Origin of the sequence: Mycobacterium sp. E2327, from assembly GCF_001672675.1 — a bacterium.
Taxonomy (GTDB): domain Bacteria; phylum Actinomycetota; class Actinomycetes; order Mycobacteriales; family Mycobacteriaceae; genus Mycobacterium.
The window spans coordinates 40382-52799 of sequence record NZ_LZKE01000105.1 but is presented as its reverse complement, the minus strand read 5'-3'; the positions used below and the strand labels follow the sequence as shown (position 1 = coordinate 52799).

Here is a 12418-nt window from a genome sequence, read left to right as displayed (position 1 = left end):
CGTGCCCCGGGTTTCTGGCAGTACCGCTATTTCTCCAGAGTGAACTGGTTGACATCGATGTAGCCGATCCGGAACGCGTCGGCGCAGCCCGTTAGGTACTTCATGTACCGCTCGTAGACCTCTTCGGACTGGATCGCGATGGCCTCGTCCCGGTGCGCCTCCAGGCCCGCGGCCCACAGGTCGAGGGTCCGGGCGTAATGCGGCTGCAGCGACTGCCGGCGGGTCAACGTGAACCCCGCCTGCGCCGAACGCTCCTGGACCATCTCGATCGACGGCAACCGCCCGCCCGGGAAGATCTCGGTGACGATGAACTTGATGAACCGCGCCGTCTCGAACGTCAGCGGGATGCCGCGCTCGGCGCACTGCGGGCCCGTCAGCCCGGTGATCGTGTGCAGCAGCATCACCCCGTCGGTGGGGAGGACTCTGTGCGCGAGCTTGAAGAAATCGTCGTAGCGGTCGTGGCCGAAGTGCTCGAACGCGCCGATCGAGACGATGCGGTCGACGGGCTCGTCGAACTGCTCCCAGCCGGCCAGCAACACCCGCTTGCTGCGCGGGCTGTCCATGGCGTCGAATGACTTCTGCACGTGGGCCGCTTGGTTTTTCGACAACGTCAGTCCCACGACGTTGACGTCGTATTTCTCGATCGCCCGGCGCATGGTGGCGCCCCAGCCGCAGCCGACGTCGAGCAGCGTCATGCCCGCCCGCAGGCCCAACTTGCCCAGGGCCAGGTCGATCTTGGCGAGCTGCGCCTCTTCCAGCGTCATGTCGTCGCGCTCGAAGTAGGCGCAGCTGTACGTCTGCGTCGGGTCGAGGAACAGGCGAAAGAAGTCGTCGGATAGGTCGTAGTGCGCCTGCACGTCGTCGAAGTGCGGCGTCAGATCCTTGGCCATGGCTCTATGTTCCTCCCTCGGTGCCGGCCGGCCACCTCACTTCGTCAGGGTGTACTGGCCCACGTTGGAGATGCCTTTGCGGAAGAGGTTCGCGCAGCCGGTGAGATAGCGCATGTAGCGGTCGTAGACCTCTTCGGACTGGATGGCGATCGCGCGTTCCCGATTGGCCCGCAGATTGGCCGCCCACATGTCGAGCGTCCGCGCATAGTGCGGATGCAGGTATTCGATCTGTTCGACCGTGAACCCGGCGGCTTGTGAATTGTCGACGATGTCGGCCTCACTGCACATCCCGCCGCCGGGAAAGATCTCCGTCCCGAGAAAGCGAAAGAATCGCAGGTCGCTCATCGTCACCTTGATCCCGTGCTCGCGCCAGTACGTCTGCGGATGGGTGAAGATGCTGTGCAACAGCATGCGACCGTCGTCGGGGAGGATGTCGTACGAGCGCTCGAAGAACGTGCCGTAGCGCTCCTTGTGGAAGGCGTCGAAGGCCTCGATGGTGATGATCCGGTCGACCCGCTCGTCGAACTCCTCCCAGCCCTGCAACCGCGCCTCGGCGTGTCGTGTCGTCGGGATGGCGGCCAGCCGGGCCTTGCTGCGTTCGTAGTGGTTGCGGGACAAGGTAAGTCCGATGACGTTGACGTCGTACTTCTCCACGGCGCGGACCAGCGCCCCGCCCCAGCCGCACCCGACGTCGAGCAGCGTCATGCCCGGCTGTAGCTGCAGCTTGTCCAGCGCCAGATCCAATTTGGCGAGTTGCGCCTCTTCCAGCGTCATGTCGTCGCGCTCGAAGTATGCGCAGGTGTAGACCCAGGTCGGGTCAAGGAACAGACCGAAGAAGTCGTCCGAAATGTCGTACGCCGCTTGCGAGTCTGCGTAATACGGTTCCAACTCCGCCATTATTCGACATCCTCCCAACGCCATACCGTACAACGGGGTAAGAGCGTCCGTGAAATCACAAAAGCGCTCCGGAAACCGGCCGAGCCTGGCCTCTAGCTGGCGTCGGCGAAGTTGCTAGTCAGCACGCCGATCAGCCGATCCCACAACTGCTGAGGCAGGTCGTGGCCCATGCCGTCGAATAAGACTAGTCGAGCGCCGTCGATGGCGCGCGCGACGGCGCGGCCGCCGGAGGGTGGCATCAGCTTGTCGGCGCGGCCGTGTATCACCACGGTCGGCGCGACCGTGCGCCGGTTGTAGCGCAGCAGGCTGCCGCTGGCCATGATCGCGCTGAAATGCCGGGCGACGCCCCAGGGGTAGTAGCTGCGCTCGTAGCCCTCGACGGCCTCGGCGCGGACCTGCTCCTCGGGCGCGCGGTAGCGCGGGCTGCCGGTGATCTTGGTGACGCGCACGACGTTGTCGACGATCACGTCGAGCGGCGAGCCGGGCGGCGGCCCCTTGAGCACCGCAAGCAGGGCGCGCGGGTCGGGCGGCGGAAGGAACGGGCGATTGTTGCTGGAGAAGATAACCGCCAGGCTCTTGGTCCGCTCGGCGAATCGCGCCGCGAAGACCTGCGCGATCATGCCGCCCATCGACGCCCCGACGATGTGGGCGCGCTCGATGCCCAGGTGATCCAGCACGGCGGCCGCGTCGTCCGCCAGGTCTTCCAGCGCGTAGGCGGCCTCACCGCGCAGGCCGAACCAGAAGCGCAGCAGCCGCGGGACCAGGGGCTGGCCGGCGCCGGCCTTCGGCGTCTTGCTGGACAGGCCGACGTCGCGATTGTCGTACCGGATGACCCGCAGGCCCTGGGCGACGAGCTTCTCGCAGAACGCGGTCCGCCACAGCAGCAGCTGCGCGCCCAGCCCCATGATCAGCAGCACGGGTGGGTCGTCGACGTCACCCATGTCCTCGTAGTAGAGCTTGAGGTCCCCGGATATCGCGGCGCCGGTGCGGATTTCCATCGGGATAGCCCTAGACCTCCACGTCGGTCTGGTGCTCGCGGCTGACCTCGACCATGAAGTTGGCGAAGTAACCGGTCAGCTGCGGGTCCGACATCATCTGCCACTTCGGGGCGAGCAGCTTCATGTACCGCTCGACGTAGAGGAACTGCTTGCCGATGAGCACCAGCTCCCGGGGCAGCTTGACGTCGTAGGCGTCGGCCAGCGTCGACAGCTGCCGGCCGATGTCGGCATAGGACATGTCGCCCAGCGTCTGCATGGTCAGCGGGGTGGCGAACTTTTCGAGGTCCTTGGCGGCCTGGGCCTCGGGCTTCACGGTGCCGACGGCGCCCATCAGCACCACGATCTTGCCGGCCGAGGCGTGGTCCTTCTTCACCAGCAGCGCGTACACCAGCTCGCGCAGCAGCCAGCGGGTGCGGGGGTCGATGCGGCCCATGATGCCGAAGTCGAAGAACACGATGCGGCCCTGATCGTCGACGTAGAGGTTGCCGGCGTGCAGGTCGCCGTGGAACAGCCCGTGCCGCAGCCCGCCCTCGAAGAGGGAGAACAACAGCGCCTTCACCAGTTCGGTGCCGTCGAACCCGGCCTTGCGGATGGCGGCGACGTCGTCGATGCGGATGCCGTGCACGCGTTCCATGGTCAGCACCCGGTCGCTGGTGAAGTCCCAGTGCACCTGGGGCACCCGGATGTTCTTGCCCAGCGGGGAGGCGTGCAGGTGCGACACCCAGGCCTCCATCGACTGCGCCTCGAGGCGGAAGTTCAGCTCCTCGGCCAGGTTGTCGGAGAAGTCGGCGACCACGTCCTGGGCCGAGAGCCGACGGCCGAGCTTGGCCAGCTCGACCGCCTGGGCGAAGCGCTTGAGGATCTGCAGGTCGGCGGCGACCCGGCGGCGGATGCCCGGCCGCTGGATCTTGACGACGACCTCCTCGCCGGTGTGCAGGGTGGCGTAGTGCACCTGCGCGATCGATGCCGACGCGAACGGCGTTTCGTCCCACTTGGCGAACAGCTCGGCGGGGTCCGCGCCCAGCTCCTCGACGAAGAGCTTGTGCACCTCTTTGGCGTCGGCGGGCGGCACCCGGTCGAGCAGGCCGCGGAATTCGCGCGACAGCGACTCGCCGAACGCGCCGGGGCTGGACGCGATGATCTGCCCGAACTTCACGTACGTGGGACCCAGGTCGGCGAACGTGTTGGGAAGCTGCTTGATCACCTTCTGTTGCCACGGCCCCTTGCTGGGCAGCTTGGTGAGGATGTTTGCGGCGGCGCGGGTGACCTGCCAGCCGGTGGCTGCTACCCGGGCCGCTTCGACCGGCAACGGCACCCGGTCGAGCTTGGCCACCTCGCGGTGCTTGGTAGTAGTCATCTGTGCAGTCTGCCAAATCGAGACTGTCAAGTCCCAATTCCTGTGAGCGCGCTCACCGGCGTGGCGATCGCGAGCGCGGCGCAGCCGGGCGAAGCGGGTCGCCACTATCAGCGCAGTCGCCGAGGGCGAAGTTCTCGGTGAGCGTTTCGATGATCGGCCGCCAGACCTGTTTGGGGAGGTCGTGTCCCATCCCGTCGATCACCACGAACCGCGCCCCGGGGATGGCCGCGGCGACGGCGCGCCCGTTGCGCGGCCGCACCATCGGGTCCGCCGAACCGTGCAACACGACGGTCGGCGCGGTGATCGCCTTGCTGTAACCCAGCAGGCTACCGGTGCCCAGCACGGCGTCGAATTGGCGCAGCATGCCCGGCGGGTAGCTGCAGCGGTCGGCGAGTCGGCGCACCCGGTCGCGCAGCTCGGCCTCGGGCGGCAGGAAGTTGGGGCCGTTGAACACCGCCACGTTGCGCACCTCGAAGGCCAATTTCTCCTCGGGCGAGGCGTCCTTGGCCGGCGGATCGAAGGCCAGCCTGATGACGCGCCAGGCCGGCAACGCGGCGAACGGCTTGCCGGTGCTCGACATGATGATGCCCAGCGACGCCACCCGGGGCGGCTCGGTGGCGGCCAGGATCTGCGCGATCATGCCGCCCAGCGAGGCGCCCACCACGTGCGCCCGCCCGACGTCCAGATGGTCCAGCAAGGCCACCACGTCGCCGGCCATGTCCATCAGCGTGTAGGGCACCGGGCTGGGCCGGCCCAGCAGGTAGCGCCCGACGCGCCGGTACACCGAGCCGGCGGCCCGCAGCCCGTGCATCTTGGCCGAAAGCCCGGTGTCGCGGTGGTCGAAGCGGATGACGCGGTAACCCGCGTCGAGAAGCAGCGCACAGAACCCGTCGGGCCACATGGGCAGCTGGGCGCCCAGGCCCATGATGAGCAGCGCAGGCGGCGCCGCCGGGTCGCCGAGATCCTCGTAGTAGAGCTCGACCGGGCCGTGCGGCGTCTCGCGGCGCGCGATGCCGCTACGGATTTGACCTATTTGCGCCAGGGCTGGACCCATCCCTCGATCTGCCAATTCTCCAGCCCGGCGATCAGCTCGTACATGGTGGCGCCGTCGATGGATTCCCGGACGATGTCGGCGTGCCCGGCGTGGCGGGCCAGCTCGTTGATCACGTGCAGGATCACCCAGCGCACCGACCAGGCCTTCTGGTCCTTCGGGAACCAGGGGATGTCCTGCGGCACGGGCACCGTGGCGTCGAGGTCGGCGGTTTCGACCAGCCGCAGCGACTCCGCGTTCTGCGTTTCGAACGCCCGCAGCAGCCCGGCCAGGGTCTCGTCGGCCCGCATCACGTGCTGGTCGCCGAACTCCTTGGCGATCTGCTCGAACGGCCGGGGATCCTTCGGCGGCAGGTCCGGCGCGGCCGCGACGCGGGCCATCCAGTTGCGTTGCATGGCCGTGGCGTGCTTGACCAGCCCGCCGACCGACAGCGCGCTTACCGACGGCGTGGAGCGGGCCTGCTCGTCGGTGAGACCGTACGAGACGGCGAAATAGGCGCTTTGGTGGAACGCCAGGAATTCACGCAGGGCGTTGCGTTCGTCGGTGACGGGCGGGGCGAGTGCGGGCATGGCCCGATCCTAGGTCGAGATGCCGACACGTCGGCCGGTTGCGCCGTAAGGTGCGGGGATGCAGGTGATTTCGGCGGGCTCGACCGAGCTGTTCGTGGGGCCGCCGGACGCGCCGCTGCAGCTCGCGCGCATCGGCGTCGCGGGCTGCGCCGAGCCGACACCGATCCGCATCGATGGCGACGGCCTGAGCGGGAAGGCCATCGCCCGGCCCGGGAGCGACGTGGTCGAGGTCCCGGTCGCGGTCGAACGCCCGGTCGTCGGCGAGCGCCGGGCCGCGCGGGCGCGCGCCGGGCGCGCCAGCAGGCCATTCGAGTTCGACATCGCCGAGCCCGGCTGGACCATGTTCATGGTCAGTCACTTTCACTACGACCCGGTCTGGTGGAACACCCAGGGCGCCTACACCAGCGAATGGGCCGAAGACCCGCCGGGGCGGCAGGCCAACGGCTTCGCGCTGGTCCGAGCGCACCTCGAGATGGCGCGCCGCGAGCCCGAGTACAAGTTCGTGCTGGCCGAGGTGGACTACCTCAAGCCGTACTGGGACACCCACCCCGAGGACCGCGCCGACCTGCGCCGGTTCATCGCGCAGGGGCGCGTCGAGGTGATGGGCGGCACCTACAACGAACCCAACACCAACCTCACCAGCCCGGAGACGACGATTCGGAACCTGGTGCACGGCATGGGTTTTCAGCGCGGTGTCCTCGGCGCCGACCCGGCCACCGCGTGGCAGCTCGACGTGTTCGGCCACGATCCGCAATTCCCCGGGCTGGCCGCCGACGCCGGGCTGACGTCCAGTTCGTGGGCGCGCGGACCACACCACCAATGGGGCCCGGGCGGCGACGTCGAAGCCATGCAGTTCTGCAGCGAGTTCGAGTGGATCGCGCCGTCGGGCCGCGGGCTGCTCACGCACTACATGCCCGCGCACTACGGGGCGGGCTGGGGGATGGACGAGTCGGCCTCGCTCGCCGAGGCGGAGGGCGCCACGCTCGCGCTGTTTCGTCGGCTCAAGAAGGTCGCCCTGACGCGCAACGTGCTGCTTCCCGTCGGGACGGACTACACGCCGCCCAACAAGTGGGTCACCGCAATCCATCGCGATTGGGCGGCCCGCTACACCTGGCCGCGGTTCGTGTGCGCGATCCCGCGGGACTTTTTCGCGGCGGTGCGCACCGAACTCGCGCAGCGCGGTTGCGAGCCGTCGCCGCAAACCCGGGACATGAACCCGATCTACACCGGCAAGGACGTGTCCTACATCGACACCAAACAGGCCAATCGGGCCGCCGAGAACGCCGTGCTTGCCGCCGAGCGTTTCGCCGTGTTCGCCGCGCTGCTGACGGGCGCCGAGTACCCGCAGGCCGCGCTGGCCAAGGCGTGGGTGCAGCTGGCCTACGGCGCGCACCACGACGCCATCACCGGTTCGGAGTCCGACCAGGTCTACCTCGACCTGCTGACCGGCTGGCGCGACGCGTGGGAGCTGGGCCGCACCGCCCGCGACAACTCGCTGGCGCTGCTGTCGGCCTTGGTGGACGGTCGGGCCGGGAGAGATGTGGTCGTGTGGAACCCGTTGGCGCACAAGCGTACCGACATCGTCACCGCCCGGCTCGGCGCGCCGCTCGGCCCCGGGATGCGCGTGCTCGATTCCGACGGCACCGAGCTGCCGGCGCACGTGGAGGACGACGGGCGATCGGTCACCTGGTTGGCGCGCGACGTGCCGTCGCTGGGCTGGCGGGCCTATCGACTGGTGCCGGTGGGCGAAGCCGCCGGCTGGGAACCGATGCCCGGCTACGAGATCGGCAACGAGCACTCGCGGCTTCGGGCCGACCCGGCGCGCGGTGGCGGGATCGTGTCACTGATTTCCGGCGACCGGCAGCTGATCGCGGCGGGCCGCCTGGGCAACGAGCTGGCCCTCTACGAGGAATACCCGTCGCATCCCAGGCAGGGGGAGGGTCCTTGGCACCTGCTGCCCAAGGGGCCGGTGTTGTGCTCGTCGGAGTCGCCGGCGCGGGTGCGGGCCTACTGGGGCCCGCTCGGTCAGCGCCTGGTGGTGCGCGGCCGCATCGGTGATCAGCTGCGCTACACGCAAACCCTGACGCTGTGGAACGGGCTGGCGCGGCTCGACTGCCGCACGGCCATCGACGAATTCACCGGCGAGGACCGCTTGTTGCGGCTGCGCTGGCCGTGCCCGGTGCCGGGCGCCATGCCGGTCAGCGAGGTGGGCGACGCCGTCGTCGGGCGGGGCTTCGCGCTGCTGCATGACGGGGCGCGCTCGGTGGACACCGCGCGGCACCTGTGGACGCTGGACAACCCGGCCTACGGCTGGTTCGGCCTGTCGTCGGCGATCCGGATTCGGGTCGGCGCCGAGATTCGGGCGGTGTCGGTGGCCGAGGTGGTGTCGCCGGCGGAGGCGGTGTCCGGGCCGCTGGCGCGCGAGCTGATGGTGGCGCTGGTGCGCGCCGGCGTCACGGCCACCTGCAGCGGCGCCGACAAGCCGCGCTACGGCTGCCTCGACGTCGACTCGAACCTGCCCGACGTCCGGATCGCGCTGGGCGGGCCGGACCGCAACGCTTTTGCCAAAGCCGTTCTGGCGCAAGCGGACCCGGAATACTCGGCCGAACTCGAGCGCCAGCTGGCGGCGACGGGGCGGGGCAGGGTCTGGGTGCCAGCCGCCACGCCGTTGGCCGCGGCCTGGGTGCCCGGTGCGGACCTGCGCGCGCCCCGCGCGCTGCCGGTCCTGGTGGTCGACGCGGCTGACGAGGACGGCTTGGCCGCCGCGATCGCGGCGCTGGTCGACGACCTCGAGGATGCCGAGATCGCGGTCAACCAGCGCCCGCCGTCGGGCGTGGAACCCTTCGAATCCCGTACCGTCGCGCTGCTCAACCGCGGGGTGCCCAGCTTCGCCGTCGAGACCGACGGCACGCTGCACACCGCGCTGATGCGGTCCTGCACCGGCTGGCCGTCGGGCACCTGGATCGACGATCCGCGCCGCACCGCGCCCGACGGCTCGAACTTCCAGCTCCAGCATTGGACCCACGTCTTCGACTACGCGCTGGCCTGCGGCGACGGCGACTGGCGCGAAGCCGAGATCCCGGCGCGCAGTGCGGAATTCGGCCATCCGCTGCTCGCCGTCGTCCCCGGCGAAGGGGAGGGTGTGCTGCCGTCGACCGGGTCGCTGCTGAGCGTTGAGCCCGCCGGCTCGGTCCAGCTGGCCGCCCTCAAGGCGGCAGGCAACCCGCTGGCCGCAGGCAGTGGCCGGCCCGTCGACCCGAGCGCGGTGGCCCTGAGGTTGGTGCAGACGACCGGGCAGCGCACCCGCGTCGAACTGACCTCCGAGGTGGCCGCGGTGCGCGGGCTCGCCCACGCCGACCTGCTGGAGGAGCGACACCGACGCGCGGAACCGGTCGACCTGCACGGCTATCAGGTGGCCACCGTGCTGGCCCAGCTCCAAACGCGAAGCGCAGCAACTGGTTTCGCGCGGCTGGCGCCGGACGCCGAGGCCGCGCAGCCGCTTTATGCGCGCTACTGGCTGCACAACCGCGGACCCGCGCCGCTCGGTGGGCTGCCGGCCGTCGCGCACCTGCACCCGCAGCGCGTTACCGCCGAACCGGGCGGCGAGGTGGCGTTGCGGCTCACGGTGGCCGGCGACTGCACCGACGCCACGCTGGACGGCGAGGTGACGGTGCTGTGCCCGGACGGCTGGTCGGCCACCCCGGCGGAGCTGCCGTTCACGCTGCACGCGGGCGATCACCGCGAGGCCGACGTGGCGGTGCGGATCCCGGCGCGCGCGCAGCCCGGGCTCTACCCGCTGCGCGCCCGGCTGTGCCTGACCGGGGACGTCCCGGCGGCGTGGCGACAGGAGGTCGAGGACGTGTGCGTGGTGCAGGTCGGCGCGCACGCCGACACCCATGGGCGCGAGCTGGTGTACCTCGTCGACGGGCCGCGCGACGTCGAGCTCGCGGCGGGCACGACCGCCCGGCTGACCGTGACCGTCGGCACGCACGCCCGCGCCGCGCTGGCGCTGGAGGCGCACCTGATCAGCCCCTGGGGCACCTGGGAATGGACGGGCCCCGCCGCGCGCGGCGCGGTGCTGCCCGCCCGCGGCGCGGTCGAGCTCGGCTTCGAGCTGAGCCCGCCGCCGTGGACGGATCCCGGCCAGTGGTGGGCGCTGGTCCGGGTGGGCTCCGCGGGCCGGCTGGTGTACTCGCCGGCGGTGCGGGTGACGGTGACATGAGCACCGGTCCGGTGGCGACCGTGGCCGGCGACCCGGTGCCCGTCGACGAGGTCGACGCGGCCGAGGCACGGCTGCGCCGCGGGCGCGGGGCGGACGCGCTGCCCGCGAGAGGCACCGCGGAGGGCAGACAGCTGCGGCGCTGGCTCACCCAACTGATCGTGACCGAGCGGGTGGTCGCCGCCGAGGCCGCCGCCCGCGGCCTCACCGCCGCCGGCGCGCCCGCCGAGGCCGAGCTGCTGCCCGACGCGACCGCGCGGCTGGAGCTCGGCAGCGTGGCCGCCGCCGCGCTGGCGAACCCGTTGGCGCGTGCGCTGTTCGCCGACGTCACCGCCGCGGTCGGGGTCGGCGACGACGAGGTGGCCGGCTACCACGCCCGCCACCCGCTGCGCTTCGCCGCGCCACGCCCCGGACCCCACGGTTGGCGGGCCCCCGCGCAGGCCGCGCCGCCGCTGGCGGAGGTGCGCTCGGCGATCGCCGAGCACCTGCGGGGCGCCGCGCGCCGGCGCGCCTTCCGGGTGTGGCTGGACGCGCGACGCGCCGAGCTGGTCCGCCTCGCCCCCGGCTACGAGCACCCGGGCGACCCACGCCAACCCGACAACACCCACCGCCACTGATGGCCGCCCTCACGCTCTGCCTCGACATCGGCGGCACCAAGATCGCCGCCGGCCTGGTCGATCCGGGCGGCGCGCTGGTGCACACCGCCATCCGGCCCACCCCGCCCGGCGGCTCCGCGGAGGAGGTGTGGGCCGAGGTCGCCGCGAGCGTCGCCGACACGCTGCGCGTCGCCGGCGGCGCCGTCACCGCGGTGGGCATCGCCTCGGCGGGCCCCATCGACCTGCCCGCCGGAACCGTCAGCCCGGTGAACATCCGGGCCTGGCGCGGCTTCCCGCTGCGCGACCGCGTCGCGGCCGAGGTCCCCGGCGTGCCCGTGCGCCTCGGCGGCGACGGCGTGTGCATGGCGCTCGGCGAGCACTGGCTCGGGGCGGGCCGCGGCGCCCGCTTCATGCTCGGCATGGTGGTGTCCACCGGCGTGGGCGGGGGACTGGTGCTCGACGGCGTTCCGTACACCGGGCGCACCGGCAACGCCGGCCACGTCGGTCACGTGGTGGTCGAGGATGACGGCCAACCGTGCGCGTGCGGCGGGCGCGGCTGCGTCGAGACCGTCGCGTCCGGACCGTGGATGGTGCGCTGGGCGCGGGAAAACGGGTGGGCCGCGCCGCCCGGCGCCGGCGCCCGGGACCTGGCCGCCGCGGCAGCGGCCGGGGACCCGGTGGCGCAGCGGGCGTTTCGCCGGGGCACCACCGCGCTCGCGGCGATGATCGCGTCCGTGGGAGCCGTCTGCGACCTCGACCTCGTCGTCATCGGCGGCGGTGTCGCCAAGTCCGGGAACCTGCTCTTCGGCCCGCTGCGGGCCGCGCTGACCGAGTACGCCGGGCTGCAGTTCCTGGCAAGCCTGCGGGTGGTGCCCGCGGCGCTGGGCGGCGAGGCCGGCCTGATCGGCGCCGCCCGGCTGGCCGGGCTCGGGTAGCCGTTTTGGCTGACCGCGGGGCGTCGGGCTATCCTGGTTGCCGATCCACCGAAGACCGTCGGTCACCGAGCAATCGGTTGAAGGTCCGGGTACATCCCGGCGGCCCACGCAGGAGGACGAGGCAGCACACCGGCGCACGCCGGTGCATATTCACGCCCCGGCCGCTTCCTGCGCCGGGGCGTACTTCGTTTTGCGGCGTTCGCCGGTGAATCACCGACAACTTTGACCTCAGGAGGCATGCATGGCCCGGGCTGACAAGGCCACCGCCGTTGCAGACATCGCGGAGCAGTTCAAGGACTCGACGGCCACCCTGATCACCGAGTACCGCGGTTTGACGGTGGCCAACCTGGCCGAGCTGCGCCGCTCGCTGGCGGGATCGGCCACCTACACCGTGGCCAAGAACACGCTGATCAAGCGGGCCGCCGCCGACGCCGGGATCGAGGGCCTCGACGAGCTGTTCGCCGGCCCGACGGCCATCGCGTTCGTCAGCGGCGAGCCGGTCGACGCCGCCAAGGCGATCAAGACCTTCGCCAAGGAGAACAAGGCGCTGGTCATCAAGGGCGGCTACATGGATGGCCACCCGCTGAGCGTCTCCGAAGTCGAGCGCATCGCGGACCTGGAGTCCCGCGAGGTGCTGCTGGCCAAGCTGGCCGGCGCGATGAAGGGCAACCTGGCCAAGGCGGCCGGCCTGTTCGCCGCCCCGGCCTCCCAGATGGCCCGGCTGCTGGCCGCCCTGCAGGAGAAGAAGCCCGCCGAAGCCGCTGCGCCGGAGCCTGCCGCAGCGGCCGCCGAGGCTCCCGCGGAACCCGCGGAAGCCGCGGCACCCGCCGAGGAAACCCCCGAAGCACCGGCCGAAGCCGAATAACAACCAACCCGCAACTTAGGAAAACAAGGAAGGACCCACAC

The 12418-nt window shown here is 71.0% G+C and carries 10 protein-coding genes; 4 read left to right on the top strand and 6 right to left on the bottom strand.

The window, feature by feature from the left end; translation table 11 throughout:
* Positions 1 to 26: 26 nt before the first annotated feature.
* The 6 genes from mmaA2 to A5712_RS11655 form a co-directional block, all read right to left on the bottom strand.
* Positions 27 to 890, bottom strand: a complete 864-nt coding sequence (gene mmaA2, locus A5712_RS11680; protein WP_068104630.1) for a cyclopropane mycolic acid synthase MmaA2 — start codon at positions 888 to 890, stop codon at positions 27 to 29.
* 36 nt (positions 891 to 926) lie between these two features.
* A complete protein-coding gene (locus A5712_RS11675; RefSeq protein WP_068104629.1) occupies positions 927 to 1787 on the bottom strand; it encodes a cyclopropane mycolic acid synthase family methyltransferase in 861 nt (286 codons plus the stop codon).
* 92 nt (positions 1788 to 1879) lie between these two features.
* Positions 1880 to 2785: an alpha/beta fold hydrolase gene (locus A5712_RS11670; RefSeq protein WP_068104627.1), complete on the bottom strand. Its 906-nt coding sequence runs from the start codon at positions 2783 to 2785 to the stop codon at positions 1880 to 1882.
* Positions 2786 to 2795: 10 nt separating this feature from the next.
* Positions 2796 to 4142 carry an AarF/ABC1/UbiB kinase family protein gene (locus A5712_RS11665; protein ID WP_197519367.1) on the bottom strand — a complete coding sequence of 449 codons (1347 nt, stop codon included), beginning with the start codon at positions 4140 to 4142 and terminating at the stop codon, positions 2796 to 2798.
* A 52-nt stretch (positions 4143 to 4194) separates the two neighbouring features.
* Positions 4195 to 5196, bottom strand: a complete 1002-nt coding sequence (locus A5712_RS11660; RefSeq protein ID WP_082973400.1) for an alpha/beta fold hydrolase — start codon at positions 5194 to 5196, stop codon at positions 4195 to 4197.
* Complete coding sequence (locus A5712_RS11655) at positions 5172 to 5762, bottom strand: DinB family protein (RefSeq protein ID WP_068104626.1); 591 nt, start codon at positions 5760 to 5762, stop codon at positions 5172 to 5174. The genes A5712_RS11660 and A5712_RS11655 overlap by 25 nt, the downstream gene beginning before the upstream one ends.
* A gap of 58 nt (positions 5763 to 5820) precedes the next feature.
* Between A5712_RS11655 and A5712_RS11650 the strand changes: the two genes are divergently transcribed.
* The 4 genes from A5712_RS11650 (at position 5821) to rplJ (ending at position 12377) form a co-directional block, all read left to right on the top strand.
* Positions 5821 to 9984, top strand: a complete 4164-nt coding sequence (locus tag A5712_RS11650) for an NEW3 domain-containing protein (RefSeq protein WP_068104624.1) — start codon at positions 5821 to 5823, stop codon at positions 9982 to 9984.
* Positions 9981 to 10598, top strand: a complete 618-nt coding sequence (locus tag A5712_RS11645) for a malonyl CoA-ACP transacylase (protein ID WP_068104622.1) — start codon at positions 9981 to 9983, stop codon at positions 10596 to 10598. The genes A5712_RS11650 and A5712_RS11645 overlap by 4 nt, the downstream gene beginning before the upstream one ends.
* Entirely contained in the window at positions 10598 to 11512 is a 915-nt protein-coding gene (locus A5712_RS11640) for an ROK family protein (protein WP_068104619.1), read from the top strand. Before A5712_RS11645 ends, A5712_RS11640 begins: the two co-directional genes overlap by 1 nt.
* Before the next feature lie 241 nt (positions 11513 to 11753).
* Positions 11754 to 12377, top strand: coding sequence for a 50S ribosomal protein L10 (rplJ, locus tag A5712_RS11635; protein ID WP_068104617.1), 624 nt, complete (start codon positions 11754 to 11756; stop codon positions 12375 to 12377).
* Positions 12378 to 12418 lie beyond the last annotated feature (41 nt).

Excerpts from the sequence above, each read along its gene's own strand:
- mmaA2 (WP_068104630.1), bottom strand. The coding sequence starts at position 890 with ATGGCCAAGGATCTGACGCCGCACTTCGACGACGTGCAGGCGCACTAC.
- A5712_RS11675 (WP_068104629.1), bottom strand. The coding sequence starts at position 1,787 with ATGGCGGAGTTGGAACCGTATTACGCAGACTCGCAAGCGGCGTACGAC.
- A5712_RS11670 (WP_068104627.1), bottom strand. The coding sequence starts at position 2,785 with ATGGAAATCCGCACCGGCGCCGCGATATCCGGGGACCTCAAGCTCTAC.
- A5712_RS11665 (WP_197519367.1), bottom strand. The coding sequence starts at position 4,142 with ATGACTACTACCAAGCACCGCGAGGTGGCCAAGCTCGACCGGGTGCCG.
- A5712_RS11660 (WP_082973400.1), bottom strand. The coding sequence starts at position 5,196 with ATGGGTCCAGCCCTGGCGCAAATAGGTCAAATCCGTAGCGGCATCGCG.
- A5712_RS11655 (WP_068104626.1), bottom strand. The coding sequence starts at position 5,762 with ATGCCCGCACTCGCCCCGCCCGTCACCGACGAACGCAACGCCCTGCGT.
- A5712_RS11650 (WP_068104624.1), top strand. The coding sequence starts at position 5,821 with ATGCAGGTGATTTCGGCGGGCTCGACCGAGCTGTTCGTGGGGCCGCCG.
- A5712_RS11645 (WP_068104622.1), top strand. The coding sequence starts at position 9,981 with ATGAGCACCGGTCCGGTGGCGACCGTGGCCGGCGACCCGGTGCCCGTC.
- A5712_RS11640 (WP_068104619.1), top strand. The coding sequence starts at position 10,598 with ATGGCCGCCCTCACGCTCTGCCTCGACATCGGCGGCACCAAGATCGCC.
- rplJ (WP_068104617.1), top strand. The coding sequence starts at position 11,754 with ATGGCCCGGGCTGACAAGGCCACCGCCGTTGCAGACATCGCGGAGCAG.